General features: G+C 46.0%; 19 protein-coding genes. 12 read left to right on the forward strand and 7 right to left on the reverse strand.

The window, feature by feature from the left end; translation table 11 throughout:
* Window positions 1-19: 19 nt before the first annotated feature.
* The 4 genes from OCU49_RS10055 to OCU49_RS10070 all read left to right on the forward strand — a co-directional run bounded on the left by OCU49_RS10055 (window position 20) and on the right by OCU49_RS10070 (window position 3,144).
* Window positions 20-1,390, forward strand: a complete 1,371-nt coding sequence (locus tag OCU49_RS10055; RefSeq protein WP_261844847.1) for an ATP-binding protein — start codon at window positions 20-22, stop codon at window positions 1,388-1,390.
* 139 nt (window positions 1,391-1,529) lie between these two features.
* On the forward strand, window positions 1,530-2,141 hold the full coding sequence (locus tag OCU49_RS10060) for a cytochrome b/b6 domain-containing protein (RefSeq protein WP_261844848.1): 612 nt from the start codon (window positions 1,530-1,532) through the stop codon (window positions 2,139-2,141).
* A gap of 60 nt (window positions 2,142-2,201) precedes the next feature.
* On the forward strand, window positions 2,202-2,597 hold the full coding sequence (locus tag OCU49_RS10065; protein ID WP_261844849.1) for a DUF1924 domain-containing protein: 396 nt from the start codon (window positions 2,202-2,204) through the stop codon (window positions 2,595-2,597).
* Window position 2,598: 1 nt separating this feature from the next.
* Window positions 2,599-3,144, forward strand: coding sequence for a diheme cytochrome c (locus OCU49_RS10070; protein WP_261844850.1), 546 nt, complete (start codon window positions 2,599-2,601; stop codon window positions 3,142-3,144).
* A gap of 56 nt (window positions 3,145-3,200) precedes the next feature.
* Here OCU49_RS10070 and OCU49_RS10075 read toward each other — a convergent pair whose 3' ends face one another.
* On the reverse strand, window positions 3,201-3,797 hold the full coding sequence (locus OCU49_RS10075) for a short chain dehydrogenase (protein ID WP_261844851.1): 597 nt from the start codon (window positions 3,795-3,797) through the stop codon (window positions 3,201-3,203).
* Between the two features lie 124 nt (window positions 3,798-3,921).
* Between OCU49_RS10075 and OCU49_RS10080 the strand changes: the two genes are divergently transcribed.
* Window positions 3,922-4,830: a LysR family transcriptional regulator gene (locus OCU49_RS10080; RefSeq protein ID WP_261844852.1), complete on the forward strand. Its 909-nt coding sequence runs from the start codon at window positions 3,922-3,924 to the stop codon at window positions 4,828-4,830.
* Here OCU49_RS10080 and OCU49_RS10085 read toward each other — a convergent pair.
* Entirely contained in the window at window positions 4,827-5,645 is an 819-nt protein-coding gene (locus OCU49_RS10085; protein WP_261844853.1) for a helix-turn-helix domain-containing protein, read from the reverse strand. The genes OCU49_RS10080 and OCU49_RS10085 overlap by 4 nt on opposite strands.
* 193 nt (window positions 5,646-5,838) lie before the next feature.
* Between OCU49_RS10085 and OCU49_RS10090 the strand changes: the two genes are divergently transcribed.
* The 3 genes from OCU49_RS10090 (at window position 5,839) to OCU49_RS10100 (ending at window position 9,450) form a co-directional block, all read left to right on the forward strand.
* Window positions 5,839-7,212 (forward strand): glutamine synthetase family protein, encoded by a 1,374-nt coding sequence (locus OCU49_RS10090; RefSeq protein ID WP_261844854.1) that lies wholly within the window; start codon window positions 5,839-5,841, stop codon window positions 7,210-7,212.
* The gene (locus tag OCU49_RS10095) at window positions 7,212-8,501 is read left to right on the forward strand and encodes an NAD(P)/FAD-dependent oxidoreductase (protein WP_261844855.1); all 1,290 of its coding nucleotides are present in this window, start codon (window positions 7,212-7,214) and stop codon (window positions 8,499-8,501) included. Before OCU49_RS10090 ends, OCU49_RS10095 begins: the two co-directional genes overlap by 1 nt.
* A gap of 211 nt (window positions 8,502-8,712) precedes the next feature.
* A complete protein-coding gene (locus OCU49_RS10100) occupies window positions 8,713-9,450 on the forward strand; it encodes a DNA/RNA non-specific endonuclease (RefSeq protein WP_261844856.1) in 738 nt (245 codons plus the stop codon).
* Here the strand turns inward: OCU49_RS10100 and OCU49_RS10105 are convergent.
* Window positions 9,447-10,001 (reverse strand): hypothetical protein, encoded by a 555-nt coding sequence (locus OCU49_RS10105; protein WP_261844857.1) that lies wholly within the window; start codon window positions 9,999-10,001, stop codon window positions 9,447-9,449. The genes OCU49_RS10100 and OCU49_RS10105 overlap by 4 nt on opposite strands.
* Before the next feature lie 181 nt (window positions 10,002-10,182).
* Between OCU49_RS10105 and OCU49_RS10110 the strand changes: the two genes are divergently transcribed.
* Both OCU49_RS10110 and OCU49_RS10115 read left to right on the forward strand, forming a co-directional pair.
* Window positions 10,183-11,172: an aldo/keto reductase gene (locus OCU49_RS10110; protein ID WP_261844858.1), complete on the forward strand. Its 990-nt coding sequence runs from the start codon at window positions 10,183-10,185 to the stop codon at window positions 11,170-11,172.
* A 2-nt stretch (window positions 11,173-11,174) separates the two neighbouring features.
* Window positions 11,175-11,741: a GNAT family N-acetyltransferase gene (locus OCU49_RS10115; RefSeq protein WP_261844859.1), complete on the forward strand. Its 567-nt coding sequence runs from the start codon at window positions 11,175-11,177 to the stop codon at window positions 11,739-11,741.
* On the opposite strand, the gene OCU49_RS10120 is transcribed toward OCU49_RS10115, so the two are convergent.
* Window positions 11,738-12,502: a sterol desaturase family protein gene (locus OCU49_RS10120; protein ID WP_261844860.1), complete on the reverse strand. Its 765-nt coding sequence runs from the start codon at window positions 12,500-12,502 to the stop codon at window positions 11,738-11,740. The genes OCU49_RS10115 and OCU49_RS10120 overlap by 4 nt on opposite strands.
* Before the next feature lie 1,028 nt (window positions 12,503-13,530).
* On the opposite strand from OCU49_RS10120, the gene OCU49_RS10125 reads away from it, so the two are divergent.
* Window positions 13,531-14,364, forward strand: a complete 834-nt coding sequence (locus OCU49_RS10125; protein ID WP_261844861.1) for a response regulator — start codon at window positions 13,531-13,533, stop codon at window positions 14,362-14,364.
* Between the two features lie 68 nt (window positions 14,365-14,432).
* On the opposite strand, the gene OCU49_RS10130 is transcribed toward OCU49_RS10125, so the two are convergent.
* Window positions 14,433-17,291 (reverse strand): bifunctional diguanylate cyclase/phosphodiesterase, encoded by a 2,859-nt coding sequence (locus OCU49_RS10130; protein ID WP_261844862.1) that lies wholly within the window; start codon window positions 17,289-17,291, stop codon window positions 14,433-14,435.
* A 541-nt stretch (window positions 17,292-17,832) separates the two neighbouring features.
* On the opposite strand from OCU49_RS10130, the gene OCU49_RS10135 reads away from it, so the two are divergent.
* The gene (locus OCU49_RS10135; protein ID WP_261844863.1) at window positions 17,833-18,435 is read left to right on the forward strand and encodes a flavin reductase family protein; all 603 of its coding nucleotides are present in this window, start codon (window positions 17,833-17,835) and stop codon (window positions 18,433-18,435) included.
* A gap of 409 nt (window positions 18,436-18,844) precedes the next feature.
* Here the strand turns inward: OCU49_RS10135 and OCU49_RS10140 are convergent, their stop codons facing one another.
* Together OCU49_RS10140 and OCU49_RS10145 are read right to left on the reverse strand one after the other, a co-directional pair.
* The gene (locus OCU49_RS10140) at window positions 18,845-19,420 is read right to left on the reverse strand and encodes an NAD(P)H-dependent oxidoreductase (protein WP_261844864.1); all 576 of its coding nucleotides are present in this window, start codon (window positions 19,418-19,420) and stop codon (window positions 18,845-18,847) included.
* A gap of 39 nt (window positions 19,421-19,459) precedes the next feature.
* On the reverse strand, window positions 19,460-19,837 hold the full coding sequence (locus OCU49_RS10145; RefSeq protein WP_261844865.1) for a MerR family transcriptional regulator: 378 nt from the start codon (window positions 19,835-19,837) through the stop codon (window positions 19,460-19,462).
* Window positions 19,838-19,903: the final 66 nt, after the last annotated feature.

Raw genomic sequence — 19,903 nt, forward strand, 5'->3', positions numbered from 1 at the left:
CAGCAATGGCCGAGAACTAATGATTGAATATCTGAGAAAAAGCTTGCCGGGCCGGGTCATTGGCCTGTTAATTTTAGGCTTCGGATTACTGAATGCGTTGACCGTTTACGTGTTCTATGAGGAACGTGGACGTGCCGTCAGGCTGAATCAGATGGAAGATCTGGTAACCCGCAGTGCATCCATGGGGCGGTTACTCGATGAAACACCTGTGTATTTGCATCATCAGATACTGACAGCTATATCGACCGACAAATTCCTGTTTTCTATTGACGCCGAGCCAAGTGTCAAACCCGAGGATGCGGCTTCTTTAGAACATCCTTTATACCAGCAGTTGCTGAACAGTAGCCCGGCAAATAACACTGATAACAGTTTATCTATCAGTCCGCGTTATTACTGGTGTTATAGCTGGATAAAAAATCTGCTCAGTCTTGATTTAACATTTGGCACCTATGATGGGCGCAGACCGATTGCGATTGTTTCTATTCAGCGTGAAACAGGTAATTGGTTGAATGCTGTGTTGATGCCATCGAGTTTTTTTCCTGGCTGGATCGCAGCTGTTTTAGTCGCTCTTGCTCTGTTTACATTGTCGGTGGTGATGGTTGTACTTATTGTACGCCGTGTCACTCGCCCTTTGGCTGTGCTGACAAGTGCAACAGATAAGATTGGCCGTGGAGAATTGGATGCACCTATTCCGGTACAGGGGCCTGAGGATGTCCGCCGTACAACGAAGGCATTTAATCGTATGCGTGACAGAATTGAGAGGTTTGTACAAAACCGGACGCAGATGCTGGCAGCAATTTCTCATGACCTGCGTACGCCGCTGACTTCATTGCGACTGCAGGCTGAATTCGTCACGGACAGCGATACCCGTGAAAAAATCATTAATACCCTGAATGAAATGCAGGAAATGACAGAGGCTACCCTGGCATTTACTCAGGAAGATGCTGCCCGGGAGGAAAGCCGAACTATAGATCTGTCGGCACTTGTTGGCAGTTTGTGCGAAGACTTGCAGGATATTGGCCTGGAAATCGAGAATGAACCGGCTGAGCGGCTGCCTTATGCTTGCCGGCCGGCTGGGCTCAAACGGGCATTAAATAACCTGATAGAAAATGCCTGTTACTACGGAGGTAGTGCAAATGTAAGCTTATGGCTACAGGCGGAAGAGGTTGTTATCAGTATTCGTGATAAGGGAACAGGTATTCCAGAAGAAGACTGGGAGCGTGTTTTTGATCCGTTTGTTCGTTTGGAGTCCTCCCGGTGCCGTAATACCGGTGGTATTGGCTTAGGTATGGCCATTGCCCGTTCTATTGCTCATGCCCATGGCGGTGAAATTTACCTGCAGAATCTGCAGCCTGACGGTTTTGAAGTACAGATGCGGCTGCCGACCTGATAATTCTGGTTTTTAAATTTTATAGTGAATGAACATAGCCGCTTTTTAGCGGTTTTTTTGCTCTTTCGAAGTTTCTTAAGATTGCCTTAAGTATTGCGTTTTAGTCTGGCAACAGATTGAAATGAACAGGGCAATTTTCATGCGAGACCTTTCAGCTACACGCGCACACTATACATCTTCAAATGCTCAGCCTGCGGAAGGCGTTAAGGTATGGGATGTGCTTATCCGGATGTTTCACTGGTCACTGGTGATTCTGTTTTTTACTGCATACTTATCTGAAGACAGTCAGGAAACTGTGCATTTTTACGCCGGTTACGGCGTTGCTTTTTTAATTGTATTCCGTTTGTTATGGGGCTTTATTGGCACCCGTCATGCGCGATTCAGAAACTTTGTTACCTCTTTCTCAGACGTTAAATCTTATCTTAAGAGCTTGTTATCCCAACGGGCAAAACATTACTCCGGCCACAATCCCGCGGGTGGCTGGATGGTGGTTACTTTACTGTTAACGCTCGGTTTGCTGAGTGTGTCCGGCTTACTGATGGCTGCTGGTGAAGGTTCAGGTCCGTTAACTAATTTTTATACCGCAGGTCACTGGTTGTTTGCAGAATCCTGGCTGGAACCTGTTCATGAGTTTTCTGCAAATTTTATGATTTCACTGATTGTCATTCATGTGGCTGGGGTGGTGGTGAGTTCTGTTTTGCATAAAGAGAATCTTATTAAAGCCATGCTAACCGGTAAGAAAAAACACTGAATCTAAGGCTGGCGATAGAACAGCTTTCATAACAGCGGCAGGATTAAAGAGAATTCCATCATGATGACTGCAAACCGTTTAAGTTTAACTTTTGGTTGTATCGGTATGTTGTTAATAGGTAGCAGTGTGTTTGCTGCACCGGCCGATGACTTGCTGGCAAAATATCAGGCTCAGGGAATCAGTATCGTTAACGCTGACGCGGGTAAAAAGCTTTGGTTTAAGGGTTTTTCCGGCCGCAGTTGTACCAGCTGTCACGGCGAAACTCTCGCTGCAACAGGTAAACATGCGCGGACAGGCAAACGTATTGAGCCAATGGCGCCATCACTTAATACTGAGCGGTTAACGGATGTGGCAAAGATTGAAAAGTGGTTTTTGCGTAACTGTAAGTGGACGCTTAAACGTGAGTGCAGCCTGCAGGAAAAAGCAGATGTGCTTGCCTGGTTAAAGGAGCAATAAAATGATGCAGCACCTGTATTCCCGTGGGCGCTGGCTAGTGGCCAGTGGCTTGTTATTGAGCGGTATGTACTTTGGTATCAGTGCATTGAGTACCGCCGCAACAGCATCTGAAAAGAATAGCGTCGCAATGCAAAGTCCTGTTCCAGCTGGTTATGAGCGTGCTTGTGGTGAATGTCATATGGCTTATCCGCCAGTGCTTTTACCGGTCAAGAGCTGGGAACGCCTTATGTCTCAGCTGGACAATCACTTTGATGAGAATGCTGAACTGTTGCCGGAGGAGCACGTCAAAGTTGATAAATATCTGATCAGTAATGCTGGTTATGAAGGCCAGGGATTACTGCAGAATATGCAGGAGAAGGCGCCTCTGAGAATTACTCTGTTGCCTGAGTATTTACATGAACATGACGAACTGAAGAAAGAAATGACAACCGAAAATCCGCAAGTTGTCAGTCTGAGTAACTGCGATGCCTGTCATCAGGACAGTGTTCTGGCCCGTTTCGAAGAAGATATGATTAACATTCCTGGCTTTGGTCCCTGGGAGGACTGAGGAACCTGCAACAGCAGGTGCCCGCAGCAATTGAGTTTGCTGCGGGCTTGTTATCATCAGATATGGTCACGTACGTCTAACGTTTCCCCGTGGTGACTGTTCAGTGCTTCAGCGTAAGCGCTGGCTGTGTCCGCAGCACTGATACCTGTGCTGCTGTCCATACCCATCATTTCCATGGTTTCTTTTACGAAGGCTGGTGCTACTACGTTCAGGTTGATCCGGGTTTCTTCCAGAGCTGCTGCCAGCACAAAGCTTTCTAAAGCGCCGTTGGCCATCGCAATACTGGCACTGCCAGGAATCGGTTCTTTAGATAATACGCCAGATGTCAGCGTAACTGATCCGCCGTCGGACACATATTCACTACCGATTCTGATCAGGTTGATCTGCCCCATGAGTTTATTGTTTAACGCCAACTGGTAGTCACTGTCCTGCAGTTGTTGCAGGGGTGCAAAGCTGGCAAGGCCTGCCGTAGATATAATCGCGTCCACTTTGCCTGTGGTTTTGAACATGCTGCGAATGTTGTCTGAATTTCCCAGATCGACACGGACATCACCATCGCTATAGCCCGCGCGAATGATCTGATGTTCAGCTGCCAGTTTGTCAGCAACTGCTTTGCCAATGGTACCTGTTGCGCCAATAAGTAGAATTTTCATCTGTGTTACTCCGTTGCTTTTTCATGCGTTGATGTATTGATGGCTATGCTATTCTTGTGCGTTAATCAGAAAAACAGTCGATTTGTAAAAAGATATTTCTCATAAAGAGAATAATGGTGGTGATATGGATCTGTTAAAGGCAATGCAGACATTTCGAATGGTGGTTGAGCAACAGAGCTTTTCTGCCGCTGCGAGGGAACTGAATCTGGTCACTTCGGCTGTCAGCCGTCAAGTAAACGATCTGGAGGAGCATTTTGGCTGCAAGTTATTGCAGAGAACCACGCGGTCGATGACGTTAACTGAAGAAGGGCGGGAATATCTGACAGGATTTAGCGATATTCTGGATCGCTTATCAGATTTGCAGGACGATATGACTGAGCGTCAAAAGATAGTTGCAGGTCAGTTACGGATTACGTCACCTTCTCATTCTGCAGCATTTGGCTTACAACCTGTAGTAAGTACTTTTATTCAGCAGCATCCGCAGGTGAAGTTGTCATGGTTAATTGTGAATCGCTTTGTCAATCTGGTTGAAGAGGGCGTTGACCTTGCTATACGAGTTGGGGAGTTGCCTGACTCGGGTTTAGTTGCACGTCAGATAGGAACAATGCAGGTTTATTGTGTGGCTCATCCGGATTATCTTCATAAGCATGGGGAACCGGAAAGCCCTCAACAACTGACGAATCATCAGTGTATTCTTGATAGTTCGAATCGTCAGCCTGGGCGTTGGCGGTTTCAACTGAATAATACGCCGCGTTACGTGAGTGTGAATTCTTCGTTGGATACAAGCAGTGGTCAGTTGGCTGCGGATTTTGCTGCCGATGGTCTGGGCATTGCTCTGCTGCCGGACTTTATGCTGCGAGAACATATGCTTGCTGGGCGCTTGGTCAGAATTTTGCGAGATTATGAGTTACCTGCAGCCAAAGTTTCGGTGGTTTATCCGGCCAACCGGGTGATGAAAGCATCGTTGCGAGCGCTGATCGACTTTTTGGTTGAGACCGGTTTGCCCGATAACCGTATAACCAAAACGGATTAAAACCGCGGTGAAAATAGCCGCTCAGTATCGGTCATATCATTGCCAATGCCTTGCTCAACAAAGGCGGGTAACTGTTCTGTATTACGGTCGACTACACCGCATTTTTTGAGTGCCAGACGTAGGTCCGGCTGTTTACCAAGGTACTGCCAGACGGTACGTATACAGCTAATCTGCTGGGAGCCTTCGGCTGAAAAACCAACCAGTAGCCCCGGTAAATAACGGGGCTCACCATGCTCCGAAGGGTATAGGAAGGTTGCGTTTAGGCTACGTCCCTGGCCCTTTTCCCGCTCATAGATGGCAATACGGTTGCAGCCTTCCATGACGATTCCTGAATATTTTAGTGTTGCAGGCAGCATATAGACTTCGTCCATATGCCGCTCAATAGTTTTCGCCAGCCATTTTCCGTCTTCCTGATAAATACGTGATAAAGAACGGATGCAATGTTGCTGAGCAGAGTCCGGCACGATGTAGGCATGATAATAGCCTTCATGGCGCTCAAAAAATCCTGAGGTTGTGTGCTCGCTGGCAGTCAGGTCTTCAACAATACGCTGAAAGCGGTTCTTTCGTTGGTTAAAACGAGGGGGTCGTAAGCGGATAATCTCTCGAAATGCTTTCACATCCAACATTATTTCATGCTCTTCAACACCAAAGAAATCACAAATTTTGCGTAAGCTTGCCAGGGAAGGCTCTGCGTGGCCATTGAGGTATTTACTGAACTGCTGACGATTAATTTTTGCCCGCCGGCAAATATCGGAAACTGAATGTCCGTAACTGCAAAGCAGGCGGATGTTTTCGGACAGTGCAGATTGAGACATAGTTAGAAATACCGTAATACAAATGCTTATGCTAGTTGATGCTTTTAGTATACATATGGCGTCAGTTAATTACAGGCCAATGCATATCAAATTCGAAGCATGCTTCATATCATAGAGATATCCGCTGGAAAGAAGAGTTTGTGAATATGTGTTCACTGATCCGGCACCAAAACTCAATATCGGGAAGTACCTTATGTCTGCTGATTCTTCTTCAAAATCGCCTTATAGCCATGAACTGGCCTGGTTAACTGCGAACCCTCAGGTGAAGCACTTAACTGCTGCGGTGACAGATCTTAATGGCGTTTTAAGGGGAAAGCGTTTGCCAGTGGCACAGGCTGAAAAGATTCTCAGTGGTAGCTTGCGCATGCCACCATCCAGTTTATCCAGTGATATCTGGGGTGGGGATATAGAAGATAATCAGTATGCAGATTTAACCGGTGATGGCGATGGTATTTGCCAGTACACCGGCCGGGGACTGCTACCGGTTAACTGGACAGCCGCTCCCCATGCGTTTATTCCGCTTTGGATGACTGATGAGCAGGGCGAACCATTTGCAGGTGATCCACGGGGTGCTCTGGCGTCAGTACAGCAAGCATATGCAGAACAAGGCCTGACGCCGGTAGTGGCTACTGAACTGGAGTTCTATCTATACAGCCTGGAAGATGGTCAGCCGGTGGCACCCTATACACCGGACAAACACCGCCAGTTTGATACCAGTGGGCTGTTATCCATCGATGAAATGGATCAGATGGAAGAGCTGTTCAATAAGATATATGCAGCTTGTGAAGAGCAGGGGATTCCTGCGGATGCGGCTATTTCTGAAGGTGGCGCCGGTCAGTATGAGATTAATCTCAATCATTTGGCGGATCCGCTTAAAGCTGCTGACAACACAGTGTTGTTCAAACGCATTATCAAGGGTGTTGCCCGGCAAATGGGCTATGGTGCTACCTTTATGGCTAAACCCTATGGTGACCGGGCCGGTAATAGCATGCATGTGCATTTCAGTGTGATAGATGCCGATGGTAATAACATATTCAACGACGGCGGTGAAAAGGGTACCGACAGTTTGTTACATGCAGTGGGTGGCTTGCTGGAAGCTCTGCCGCAGCTGACGCTTATTTTTGCGCCCCATTACAATTCTTACCGACGCTTGCGGCCACATTCGCTGGCTCCAACGAATGTTACCTGGGGCTATGAAAACCGCACCGCCGCTATTCGTATTCCCGGTGGTGCGCCAGTGGCCCGTCGAATTGAGCAGCGTGCCGCGGGTGCTGACGCAAATCCGTATCTGGTTTTGGCTGCACATTTGGGGGCCGCGTTGCAGGGTATGCAGCAAAAGCTGGATCCCGGTAAGCCAGTTGAAGGCTGGAATTATGAAGCAGAAGCCCCGCGGATTCCTACAGAATGGGCTAACGCCATCGACATGTTTGAGCAGGGTGAAATGGCCCGTAAAATTTTCCACCCGGCATTACATAAACAGTTCGTCAGCCTGAAGCGACATGAGCAGGTGATATTCAAACAACGGGTCTCTGAATTTGAATACGCCAGTTATCTGGAGGATGTTTAATGTTGTCTGGGGTATCCGCGTATCCAGACAGTTATTACGCTGCCAGTGTTGAACCTCAACCTCAGAGGTCATCTTTAAAGGGGGCGAATGAAGCAGATGTTTGTATTGTCGGGGCAGGCTTCAGTGGATTATCGGCAGGGTTGTTTTTACGTGAGCAGGGTTATCGCGTCATAGTTCTTGAAAGCCATCAGGTTGGCTGGGGTGCCTCCGGGCGTAACGGCGGACAGCTGATTAACGGCTTTAATGGTGGCATTGAATTTCTGCAAGAATACTTTGCTGATTCCACTATGAGTATTGCTGATTTGCATTTGGCCGGTGGCGATTATTTGCAACAACTGATGCAACGTTATCAGATTGATTGCGACTACCGACCTGGTCATGTCACTGTCGCTTATAGCCGCAAACACATGCAGGATCTAGAAGCTGAAGCACAGCTTTGCCAGCGCTATGAGATTCCCGGTTATCAGATGCTGAATGCTGAGCAGTTAAAAGCATATGTGGGATCTGAAGTGTACGCAGGTGGCTTGCTGGATGGTCGGGGTGGTCACCTGCATCCGTTAAAGCTGGCGTTGGGTGAAGCCGCCGCACTGGAAAGTATTGGTGGCCAGATATATGAACAGTCATCGGTAGTGGCGCTTGAACAGCAAGGTAGTAAGCAAAAGGTTAAAACCGCTTCTGGTGAGGTACTGGCAGATAAGGTAATTCTCTGTGGTAATGCCTATCTGGGGCAGCTATCTAAGCCACTGGCAAGTCGAGTCATGCCGGCTGCGACACAGGTAATGGCAACTGAACCATTGTCAGAGGAGCAAGCCAGAACGCTATTACCGGCGAACATGTGTATCGCTGATTGCCGCTATATTCTGGATTATTACCGTTTATCAGCCGGCCGGCGTTTATTGTTTGGTGGCGGTACGGTTTATGGGGGTGTGGCACCTGCAGATATTATCGGTAAATTACGGCCCAATATGCTTAAGGTATTCCCGCAACTGAACGATGTGAAAATCGATTATGCCTGGAGTGGCAATATCGCTATTACCAATAACCGTCACGCTCAGTTAGGGCGGCTGAATGATAACCTGTATTTCGCACATGGCTATTGCGGTCATGGTGTTAATGTCACGCATTTATTTGGCAAGATCCTGGCGGATGCTATAGGTGGAGAAACAGAACTGTTTGATCGTTTCTCTACGGTGCCATGGTCTGGATTCCCCGGCGGTCAGCGTTTACGGGTGCCTTATTCTGTCGCTGGTTCCTGGTGGTATGGGTTAAGGGATCGTTTAGGGGTTTAAACCTGATTCGCCAGATCAGAACCAGATCTAAGAGACATTTTTTGGTTTTATGGCAGACTAGATTTTATCTATGAAGCGCGTCTTGATCGAAAGGCATTCTAGCAATGCTTTCAAGTAGTACTTTCTAGTAGTACTTTCTTCCAATGTGCGCTTGCAATAAGCGTTTGTAGCACGGATTATTCGTAGCAAAATTCGATCAGGAAAGATTGCTATGAAATATCCGTTGCTTCTGGCTGCCACTGCTCTTTGCAGCACGGCAGTATCCGCTGAAATTCTGTCTGTTCACTGCCCGACGGGTTGTCCGCAAAACCCTGCCGCTAACGATATGATATTCAATCACTTATATGCCATGTCGAATAACCCGAAAACCAAGTTTGCGGATTGGGTTGCATATGAAGTGGACGTGGTGAATTTCGGTGCGTCTCCAGGTCGTGACTGGGCTACTGATCCCTTGCTGGATGAAAATGAGACCTTAGAAGCGAAAGATTATACTGGTGCCCGGAACAGCGAGTTAGAAGCAGACCGTGGTCATCAGGCACCGCTGGCATCCTTTGCTGGTTCCCGCTACTGGTCAGAACTGAATTATCTGAGCAACATTACACCGCAGGATAAACATCTGAACCAGGGGCCGTGGAAAGCACTGGAGGATGCCGTTCGTTCAGGAGTAAGTTACGGTAAGTCTTTATATGTAATTACCGGGCCTCTGTACGAACAGAGCATGCCAGCATTGCCAAAAGCTGACGAAACGCATCAGGTGCCCTCCGGCTATTTTAAGCTGGTTTACAACATGAAAGGCGAGGCCGCTGGCTTCATTATGCAACAGAGTGCAGGCCGTAAAGATGACTTCTGCGCCAGTGCTGTCAGTTTTGCAAAAATACAATCAGATACCCAGTATGAATTACCGGTTCTTAAGGATTCATCTGTAATTGCGAAACGGCTGGGGTGCTAATTAGTTAGAGTAGTGGCTTGCTGAATGACACAATTATTATGTCTGATGGTTTTTTTAATCAGCCAGTCTTTGTGTTTCCGGCTTAACTGAGTGACGATTTCATCCGGGCTGATATTATATCCATGAATTGGGCAACAGGGCTCATAACCTTTCAGGAAAAAATTGTTCAGAGACTCAGTTATCGGTGACAGGTTACGCACTCCCTCTTTGTACTTAACAAACAGAAGTTGTGCGTTTGTCTGATTTGGAGCAATGCATTCTGCCTGTAGCTTGCTGATGTCCTGCCATAAGATACTGACAGTTTTGTGCTCATTCAGCACAATATTAATGCCATTGACGTCAGTCATTATCTTACTGGAAGGTTTTCCCTTTTTTATCCAGCCCGCGAAGACTAGTAAAGCAACCAGAGGTGAACAGACGAAGGTTGTGAGTAATATTGCGGGAATACTGAAGTGAAATATATAGGTGATATAAACGGGAATCAGCGCCGCTAACACGTAGTAAATACGGTAGTGTCGGTTATTTCTTTTAACAGCAATGATGTCATCCATTATTGTATGCTTCTCTTCCATATGAGGCACTGATTGTTGTCCGGAATTAGACTTTAAAAGCTTCAGTGAATCAATGGTTTGATACGTTTAGCACAGAGGTTTAAGCTTTGGCAGGTAATATGTTTTTAGCGTCAAATCAGTACTGTTTCAGTGATCTCTGTTTTTTATTAAAGGAAGCTCCATGACTACCCGCCACATCGGTTCGCTATCTGTTTCTTCCATAGGCTATGGCTGCATGAGCCTGTCCCATGCTTACGGTACGCCGCCGTCCCGTGAATATGCGGAGCAGATGTTGAATCGCGCGTTGGATGCCGGCTATACCTTTCTGGATACTGCAGCTTTGTATGGGTATGGCGCTAATGAAACACTGGTTGGGGAAATGCTCAAAGGCCGTCGTCAGGAGTTTGTGCTGTCCAGTAAGTGCGGCATGTTCCGTAACGATGCGGGTGTACGGGAAATTAATGGCCGCCCGGAGATGATCCGTAAAGTTTGTGAAGACAGCCTGCGGCGGTTACAGACAGATGTGATTGATCTGTATTACCTGCACCGTCGGGATCCGAACGTTCCTATTGAAGAAAGTGTGGGTGCGCTGGGTGAGTTAGTCCGTGAAGGTAAGGTTCGTGAAGTGGGGCTATCTGAAGTGTCTGCAGAGCTTTTACATCGGGCGCATAAGGAACATCCTATTGCGGCGGTGCAGAGTGAATATTCTTTATGGACACGTAATGTTGAAATTGCAGTGCTGGAAGCCTGTAAAGAATTGGGCACTGCACTGGTGGCATTCAGCCCACTGGCCCGGAAGTTCTTAACGAATACTTTATCTGGTCCTGAGCAACTGATGGAAGGGGATTTTCGCAGTAATATGCCGCGCTTCAGCCCAGAGATTTATGCCCGTAATCTGAAGTTGCTGGACGACTATTTACCCCTTGCTGCAGAAGCAGATTGTACACCGGGCCAGCTGGCACTCGCCTGGCTACTTAAAAAGGCCGGGCATATCGTGCCGATTCCGGGTACTGCTGTGCTTGAACATCTGGAAGAAAATATAGCGGCGGTTGATGTCACATTGAGCGATGAGCTGTTTGACCGGGTCGATGCCGTGATTAATCAGCAGACAGTGGTTGGTGAACGTTATCCAAAACAGGCTCAGTCTGAAGTAGATACAGAAAGGTTCTGATCATGCGGGACAGTGATTCTTTCAATCTGAAGGTTGATGATGAAATTCAGCTGGAACTGGTTGCGGCAGAAATGGCGCCTGTGTTTCAGCGACTGGTTACAGATAACTATGAGCCGCTAGCCCGTTGGATGCAGTGGCCCAGGTATTGTAAAACTGTTGATGATTTCAGTCATTTTATTGCCAGAGAACGTCAAAACTACCGTGATGGCTCCCGTATGTCGCTGGCTATTGTTTACCGTGGACTGATAGTCGGCACGGCGTCATTTAATGTTATTGACAGAGAAGTACAGCGGACGGATATAGGTTACTGGCTAATACCTGATTATCAGGGTCTTGGCATAGTTACCCGTGCCTGTAAGGCAATGCTGAACTATGCCTTTGAACAACTGGATGTCAGTAAAGTACAGATCACCGTTGCTGAAGATAATCTGCCTAGCCGGGCTGTGTGTGAACGTTTAGGTATGCAGTTGGAAGGGATTATCAGCCACAGTGAAAAAATCGGCGAGCGGATTCTGAATCATGCGATTTATGCGGCGTTTAAGGCTTCCGAAGATATTGCAGCTAATTAGTGTGAATCACCGGTTTTCTTGTCTGTTGCTTTGTTAGGGGCTGGCTTTAAGCATCGTAAAACAGGCTTAAATGCAAACTTAAACGGTAGCAGATACAGTCCCATACAGCTGGTGTAGATATTAGGTTTCGTCCGGCTAATCCCAAAATGCACGTCTTTGTTTGTCTGTGGCACTTCATAGGTTTTGAACAGTACATCCCAGATAGGAAACACGAAGGCAAAGTTTTTGTCGATGTGATCAGGGTGGCAGCTATGGTGAATCTGATGATGGGCCGGGGAGCCAAACACCATGGCCAGTTTACCGGGCCAGCGTAGCCATATATGTGAATGCCGCAGGTTATATCCCAGTAAGTTAAACATGAATATCAGGATAGGCACGCCGAGTAATACCGGCATGCTGGGCAGATAGCCTAATAACGCATAACTCAGCCCCATAAATATACCGGCAGTCGTACCATTCGTCAGTGCATACACGATGTTATCAACCGGGTGCTCGCGATAATTAGTGAGTGGATGCATGACTTCAGCACTGTGGTGTACTTTATGAAATTCCCACAAAAACGGAATTCGGTGTTGCAGCATATGAATGAAGAAAGATACAAAATCCAGAACCAGCACCATCATAAGCATGTAGAGAGCAGCGACTGTCACTGAGTAGTTAGTTCCGGTCTGGCTGGTGAGAACCGTTAATACGTCACTATTGGCAATCAGTTTGAAAGTTAGGTCAATAGTGCCGGTGAGCAAGCTGGAATAAATCAGCAAACGCACTAGCTGATGAAAAAAGAAATACCGAACATCCAGTCAGGCAGATGGATGTTGCCAGACTTTCCTGGGAAACAGGAATCGAAAAAATGCTAAGGGAGAGCGTTCTGACTTATTCGTCGTTAAATAAAATACCAGTAAGGCGAACAGGGCTGAGGTTATCAGGTATAACCAGAATATCCGTTGGTTTGGAGCTAGGGGGTATTTCAGTACCTGATGTAACTGAGCTGAAATTAGCTGAATTCCGGTAAAAATCTGGTGTAGGAAATACTGTAAAGATTCCTGAAAGGTGATGTCTATTGTCGTATGTAAGGCCGTTGGAGAGTTCGATGCAACCATCAGAGCTATCCTTTACATCTAAGCTGAATTCAGTCTGGGCTGTTGGTGACAGATAACAGCCATCATTCGATTCAGCATAGACCTGGTTCAGGAAAATTACAGGTTTTACGTGACACAGCTGTTTGAATGCTGGGTTATAAAATCTCCTATAGCGCCTGGATTTCCTGCGGTGAATTGCCAAAGAAACGTTTGAATTCCCGGCTTAATTTCTAAGGACTTGTATAGCCAATATTATATGAAGCTTCACTTGCCTGAGTGCCGTTGAGCAGCGAATGGGCCCGGTGCAAGCTTAAGCTTTCACGAATGCCATGGGGCTGGATTGTAGCGTGGATATCTGTTGCGAAGAGTATGCCGGGCAGTATGGTGTTCCGGTTCTGTTTCGCTCATCAATATTCACTAGCCTGTCACAGTTACATGGAGACAAGGGCGCAAAAGCGCTGTGTAATATCCTGTTTACACAGTGGCAGGGGCGAAGTTACCTCAGGTAGCGTGCGATATTGACTACCCACAGGATCTGAAGCTGCTGATGGGTATCAAAAGAAACACGTAATTGTCCCGGTTTGGGTAATTATCTGTCTGAAAGCCAGACGTTTTTCCTGAAATAGAGATATGCTGAATAGATTGAATACGCGTGTTTTGCCAGCTGATTGAATTAGCTGGTGTGTTTTGCATATAAGGAGAAGACCGCCATGGAAAGACGGATGTTACTGGTGGATGATGATCCGGCAGTAGTGGCTTCATTACGTCGGGTGTTGCGACAGCAGAGCTTTGAGCTACAGACGGCTGCCAGTGGGCAGGAAGCTCTGGAGATACTAACTGAGCAACCTGCACAGGTAGTAATGAGTGACTTCCGTATGCCGCTGATGAACGGCATTGAATTCCTCACTGAAGTGAAACGGCGCTGGCCGGACACCGCCAGGCTGATGCTCAGTGGTCAGTCTGATTATGAAAGCACCGAAGAAGCATTAGCCGCAGGCGTGGTAGATTTTTATCTGGCAAAGCCCTGGGATAATGAAGAGCTGCTGGATGTGATTGAGCAAGCCTTTCAGGGGAATGCTAAGCAGCCTCGTACGGCACCGGCTCAGCAAGATCAGCCTGCCGCCAGAGTCGCGGTAATCTCTGTTGATTCAACTGAAAAAACTGCTCCTGCTAAAGAACCTGATAGTTTACCTGCTGAATTCGCACCGGATGTGCTGGACAAGCTTGGTCAGGACGTTGGTGCAGACACCTTACCTTCACTGGTCGATATATTCCTGAAAGATGCCCACAGCCGCTTACAAACGCTGGAGGTAAGCGCGGTGGCAGATAAAAGTAATGTAAAGCATGAGCTGCATACACTGGGAAGCAGTACTGCGTTATACGGCCTTATGAAAATCTCTGCGTTAGCCCGGCGTCTGGAAACCTTGTGCGACACGGATATCAGCAAGGTAATGACGAATCTGCCTGCCTTTATTCGGTTAAGCCGAAGTTGTTTAAAGCAACTGGAAGAGCACATGTCAGCATCTATGCAAACCGAGCTGTAATCTGGCTGATCAGAATGTGTTCATCCGGATAAGTTCTGAGTAGTCAGCTAAAGGTTCGTATTTTTTGTTTATGCGAGTGAATCCGTTTCAGTTTCAGATATTTCCTGAACGGAATAGCGTTCAATGATCTGATCGGCAGTGACTGGCCTGGAATGCAAGTACCCCTGAATATAGTCACACTCCAGTGCCTTAAGAATATTCTGCTGGTCTTCTGTTTCAACGCCTTCGGCGACTACCTTATAACCAAGCTCTTTTGAAAACTCAATTATCAGTTTAACGAATGCGATATGGGTATCATCAGTGGTTAGATCCTGAATGAAGCTGCGATCAATTTTGATTTTATCGACAGCAAGTCTTTTCAGGTAAGCCAGTGAACTGTAGCCAGTGCCGAAATCATCAATACTGATGTTAATGCCAATGCCTCTAAGCTTTTTAATGGTGTTAGTGCTTAAGTAGGCATTTTTCATTGCTGATGTTTCAGTAATTTCAATTTCTATCATTTCAGCCTGAGTGCCGGTCGACAGAAGCACGTTCTGAATACGCTCGACTAACTCAGGGTTACTGAATTCCTGAGCAGATAGGTTGATAGCAATAGGTAAGGTAAAGCCGAGGCTATCCTTCCAGGCAAGCGCCTGCGCAGATGCCTGTTTGATTACCCAATAGCCGAGGTCAATTATCAGATTGCTTTCTTCCGCCAGTTCAATGAACTTGTCTGGCGTCAGTAAGCCTTTTTGCGGATGTAACCAGCGCACCAGAGCTTCTACAGAGACAACTTTATTGGTTTGGGCATCGACAATTGGCTGGTAAAGCAAAAACAGTTGGTTATCGTTAATTGCGTGCGACAGTTCCTGTTGTAGCTGGATTTTATCGTTGAGCTTCTGACTTTCTTCGAGATTATAAAAGTGATAACAACCTCTGCCATTCGACTTTGCCTGATACATCGCCATATCTGCCCGCTTTAACGCCTGATGCACAGAGGTAGCGTCATCAGGGAGCATGCAGATGCCAATGCTTGTACCAATGTTAATTTCTATATCATTAATCAGGAAAGGCTCATCAAAGGTTTCCAGGACACTTGTCGCGGTCATTTCAACTTCAGCTTTGCTGTGAACATCATGTAGCAATATGGTGAATTCATCGCCGCCAATGCGGGATACGGTATCAGTCACATTGATTGCCTGTGACAGACGCAGGCTTATCTGCTGCAGTAAGCTGTCTCCAATGGTGTGACCTAAGGTATCGTTTATTTGTTTAAACTGGTCCAGATCAAGATACATAAAGGCAGTTTGAATATCGCCATCGCTGATCTTACGAAGTGACTGTTCGATTCTTTCGTAAAGTAATGTGCGGTTGGGAAGTGAAGTTAGCTGATCATAATAGGCGAGTTGCTTGAGCCGTGATTCGGCGGATTTAATCGGTGATATATCTGAGAAAATGCCTATGTAGTTTAAAACATCTCCCTGATCATTGTGCATAGCAGAGATTGATAACCACTTAGGGAAGGTGTCACCATTACTTCGTATACCGCACACCTCGCCTTGCCAGCTACCATGTTCATTGATGCCATCCCACATAGATTCAAAGATGACCGGGTCATTATCACTGAGGTTGGCAAAGTTTGGTTGTGTCCCTACGGCCTGTTCCGGGGAGATGTCCATAATCAGACAGTAGGCTGGGTTTACTTCAATAATTGACAGGGTTTTATCGGTAATTAAGATGGCTTCATTGGCCGATTCAAATACCTGGCTGGACAGTTTTAGTTGCTGTTCGGCCTGAGCTCTTTGCTTTATTTCTGCTTTCAGTTCAATCGTCCGTTCCTCAACGGATTTCTCCAAATTCAGATGATATAGCTGCAGCTCCTTGTTCGTGACCTTTAACTCGTTAATCATTTTGTTGAAGAACAAGGTTAGATCATCGACCTCTTTGATAAATATATTCGCGTGGTGTTTAACCGTTGAAACGTTAGAAATTTTGTCAGTGGCAATACTGGCGACGGCCCGGCTGATACGTTCGATTGGCTGGGCTAAATGTTTAGCTGCAATCCAGCTGAGAAAAGTAGAAATAGACAAACCTAATAAAGAAATGATGATAACGGCGTAAAGCACTTCATTGGTATTGTCGATCAGTTCGCTCACCGGTTGTGGCACCATGATTCCCCAGCCAACACCGGGTACTGAGGTGTGTCCGGCTATCATGTCAGCCTGCATGGGCGGCGAGTAAAAGGTACTTACCCCGGTTTGTCCCTGCATCATTTTCTGGACGACTGAAAGGCCGGAGGCGTCTTTGGATGTTCTTTCCCAGTCTTTGTTTGGATGAGCAACAACTTTTCCGGTTGCATCAACAATCATCGAATGTCCGCGCTCGCCAAACGCAATAGATTGCTGACTTTGTTTTATATAGGTTGTTTCTAAAATGCCAACGGCAGTGGCGTGATTATTGAGCGCTTTACTGATCAAAAATACCGGACGACCGTCGATACTGGTTAAATCTGAGAGATGAGTATCACTGTCTGTCTGGCTGGAATTGTTGTTTATTAAAGATCGCTGCTGGCTACTCAGGTCGAAGTCACATGAACTGCCGTTAAAAATATTTTTTGAAGAGTCGTTTGGATAAAAAATACAGGTATCTGTGATGTTAAAGGTGTTTAACAGTTTTTGTCTGTCACCAGTATATGTAGGCGAGAATTCGATTGCGTGTACGAAGTCAAAAGCAGACTTAGTATCTGTGATGTAACGCTGGATCTCTCGGCTAAGGTTGTTCGCAATGATTAAGTGCTTTTCTTTAACGGCTTTAAATTCATTCTCCACCGAGTTTTGCTGCACCCACATGCCTAAGAGCAATACTGGAATCAGGGATATAAGAACCAAAGAGATAAAGATGATGGTTTGAAGGCGATACTTGTTGTCCGTCATTGCAAAAAGCGGCATTAGCTATGAGTCCTGTCATATGCAGAAAGTGGCCGGAGATTACAGGTTAGCTGTAAGCAAATGGCCTGTTTATTGTTTTTATTATCAAGTCAGCGATCAGTCGTGTGTACGTTTTTATAACTGATGGGTGCAATTCCATCTGATTGTAAATATTGAATAATTGGAGCCTGCAGTAATGCTGTAATTTCGAAATAGCTTTAAGTGAACATCGACTGTCAGCAAGTAAACGTGAAATTCAATGACGCGTAAACGTTTGATATTAGTAATAAATGTAACTAATGGGTCAGCTTTGTTAAGAATGATTTTCAATTATTGCTCTCCAGCCCCTATGTACAGTGGGGGAAGGCCATTTAATTTAGCTTCAGGTGCAGGAAGAATTGCATATTTGAAGGATTACTCAAATTGAGTAGTTGTAGGGTGTTTGAGCTATTATCGTGCGCTTTGAGCTTTGCAGCCTGAATGGCGTACACTAGCCGCACAATTTTACCTTGTGCTCAAATAGAGCATGAATAAACAGAGCTTACATATAAGCAAATACCTTATGAATTTTAACGTTTCAGAACTGGGCAACCAGGAAAAGTATCGTCTGTTAAATGGTGGTGTCACCCCCAGGCCCATCGCATGGATCAGTACCTGTTCAAAGGAAGGTATAGATAATCTGGCTCCATATTCTTTTTTCACTGTTGCCAGCTGTAACCCACCGGTACTTCTTTATACCCAGGTTACTCAGCGTAGCGGGATAGATAAAGATACCTTGCAGAACCTGAAAGATACCGGCGAGTGTGTCGTGAATATTGTTAGCGCTGAATTGTTAGAAAAAATGAATGCCACCAGTGCCAGTATTCATAATGAGCACAGTGAGTTTGAGCATGCAGGGGTTGAGCGTATCGCCAGTTCCACAGTGACGCCTTCATCAGTAAAAGGCTCTCCGGTTCGCTATGAATGTACTTTGCGGGAGATCATTTCGGTAGGTGATGAGCCGGCGAGCGGTACAGTAGTGATGTTAGATGTGAAGTCTGTCTATGTGCGGGATGATCTATATGATGACGGGCTGATCAATCAGGCATTGATTGATTCGGTGGGGAAGATGGGGGGAGATGGGTATAGTCGGACGTCGGATTATCTGGAGTTGGAGAGGCCATAGGTTTTCTGTTTGTTTGTTTGTTTGTTTATTTATTGGTTGTGCTGTTTTAGTGGTTGTCGTTATTTTTTGTGGTGGGTTTTAGTTGGGATGATCTTTTTCGACTTCGTCGAGTCAAGACCTTTAAACGGCTTAAGGTCTTAACAATCTAAAGGCCGCCCCACCGCTTGCCCGGCCTTTAGTTGCGAGCAGGCCTGATTCCCTGTGCGTTTCGCTAGTAACAGGCCTTCGAAAAACTCAATCGCTTCGCTCTTTCAAACAGTTTCTCAGGCTGATCTGTTACTAGCTGCAATGCTCGGCTGCGCAGAAGGGGGAAAGGGTGCCTGCTGGTGGATTTTGTGGGTTACCTAGAAGATGAGAAGGGGCCGGATATTTTTATTTTGACCCCATTGGTTACTTGTTTTGATTCGAGTTATTTACCTGCACTACCAAGGCTTTTAATCTGCTTTTCCCAAGATGATTTGTGTTCAGAGTTAGCCGATATGATAGAGCCAAAAAGATTAAGCTCTGCTTTTTCAAAGCCGCAAAACTGAAGTGTAAAAAGATCAAACTGCTGTATAGCCGGGGCCGCCTGTTCTTCGGCATAGTCTGAGGGTGCATCCATCGTCATAATAATTCTGGATGTTTTTCCTTTCAGTAACTGTAAGGGTAGAGGATTCTCACCTTCATATTTGAACGCGAATCCAGGTAAAAAAGTTCTTTCGAATAAACCTTTTAACTTTGCTGGTAAGCCTCCCCACCAAATAGGCGTAACAATCACAATATGATCAGCCCATAAAATCGCTTTTTGAAACTCAACTAAACAAGGCTCAAGTTCTTGCCTCGCGTCATAACCACAATCGAGGCTTGGGTTGAATTCCATCTTTGATAAATTAAAGCGTTTTACGTCAAAGTGCTCTCTTGCTTCAATTTCGTACAGCTCGCCTAAATGCCGGCAATAGCTACTTAGTTTAGGGTTTCCGTTTAGGACCATTATCTTCTTTGTCATCGTACTCATATTCCTAATATTGTGAGTTCGATGACTATTTTAATCTCTGCCCTTAGGGGGAGAGTCAATAGAGGATGGGCAAGATTCTATATCCAGTAAGCACTTCTCGACTTTTTGTACTTTGCTATTCAAATCATCAATTTGCAGTAATAACTGAAGTTTAATATCGGCAAGAAAGCTCTCGATGTACGACCAGTCAACTTCACCATTTTTATAGACAATTGCACTTTTTAGTTGAGACAGCGTTGTACCCAATGACTTAGCTTCTTTAATCAGGTTTAAGATATCAATATGGGTATCACTATAGACACGATACCTGCCTTTTCTAGGGGGCGGCATGATCAAGCCTTTCTCCTCATAAAAGCGGATAGCCTTAATTGAGAGACCTGTTTTGTTGGCTACTTCACCGATGTACATTTTTATCCTGAACTTAAACGTTGCCATTAAAACGCATGTGAGCGCGTTCAGTGGAGGCCCGTTATT

This window comes from Aliamphritea ceti (genome assembly GCF_024347215.1).
Taxonomy (GTDB): domain Bacteria; phylum Pseudomonadota; class Gammaproteobacteria; order Pseudomonadales; family Balneatricaceae; genus Amphritea; species Amphritea ceti.

What these genes read in the sequence shown, in the direction of transcription:
- OCU49_RS10055 (WP_261844847.1), top strand. Translation starts at nt 20, where the DNA reads ATGATTGAATATCTGAGAAAAAGCTTGCCGGGCCGGGTCATTGGCCTG.
- OCU49_RS10060 (WP_261844848.1), top strand. Translation starts at nt 1,530, where the DNA reads ATGCGAGACCTTTCAGCTACACGCGCACACTATACATCTTCAAATGCT.
- OCU49_RS10065 (WP_261844849.1), top strand. Translation starts at nt 2,202, where the DNA reads ATGATGACTGCAAACCGTTTAAGTTTAACTTTTGGTTGTATCGGTATG.
- OCU49_RS10070 (WP_261844850.1), top strand. Translation starts at nt 2,599, where the DNA reads ATGATGCAGCACCTGTATTCCCGTGGGCGCTGGCTAGTGGCCAGTGGC.
- OCU49_RS10075 (WP_261844851.1), bottom strand. Translation starts at nt 3,797, where the DNA reads ATGAAAATTCTACTTATTGGCGCAACAGGTACCATTGGCAAAGCAGTT.
- OCU49_RS10080 (WP_261844852.1), top strand. Translation starts at nt 3,922, where the DNA reads ATGGATCTGTTAAAGGCAATGCAGACATTTCGAATGGTGGTTGAGCAA.
- OCU49_RS10085 (WP_261844853.1), bottom strand. Translation starts at nt 5,645, where the DNA reads ATGTCTCAATCTGCACTGTCCGAAAACATCCGCCTGCTTTGCAGTTAC.
- OCU49_RS10090 (WP_261844854.1), top strand. Translation starts at nt 5,839, where the DNA reads ATGTCTGCTGATTCTTCTTCAAAATCGCCTTATAGCCATGAACTGGCC.
- OCU49_RS10095 (WP_261844855.1), top strand. Translation starts at nt 7,212, where the DNA reads ATGTTGTCTGGGGTATCCGCGTATCCAGACAGTTATTACGCTGCCAGT.
- OCU49_RS10100 (WP_261844856.1), top strand. Translation starts at nt 8,713, where the DNA reads ATGAAATATCCGTTGCTTCTGGCTGCCACTGCTCTTTGCAGCACGGCA.
- OCU49_RS10105 (WP_261844857.1), bottom strand. Translation starts at nt 10,001, where the DNA reads ATGGATGACATCATTGCTGTTAAAAGAAATAACCGACACTACCGTATT.
- OCU49_RS10110 (WP_261844858.1), top strand. Translation starts at nt 10,183, where the DNA reads ATGACTACCCGCCACATCGGTTCGCTATCTGTTTCTTCCATAGGCTAT.
- OCU49_RS10115 (WP_261844859.1), top strand. Translation starts at nt 11,175, where the DNA reads ATGCGGGACAGTGATTCTTTCAATCTGAAGGTTGATGATGAAATTCAG.
- OCU49_RS10125 (WP_261844861.1), top strand. Translation starts at nt 13,531, where the DNA reads ATGGAAAGACGGATGTTACTGGTGGATGATGATCCGGCAGTAGTGGCT.
- OCU49_RS10130 (WP_261844862.1), bottom strand. Translation starts at nt 17,291, where the DNA reads ATGCCGCTTTTTGCAATGACGGACAACAAGTATCGCCTTCAAACCATC.
- OCU49_RS10135 (WP_261844863.1), top strand. Translation starts at nt 17,833, where the DNA reads ATGAATTTTAACGTTTCAGAACTGGGCAACCAGGAAAAGTATCGTCTG.
- OCU49_RS10140 (WP_261844864.1), bottom strand. Translation starts at nt 19,420, where the DNA reads ATGACAAAGAAGATAATGGTCCTAAACGGAAACCCTAAACTAAGTAGC.
- OCU49_RS10145 (WP_261844865.1), bottom strand. Translation starts at nt 19,837, where the DNA reads ATGTACATCGGTGAAGTAGCCAACAAAACAGGTCTCTCAATTAAGGCT.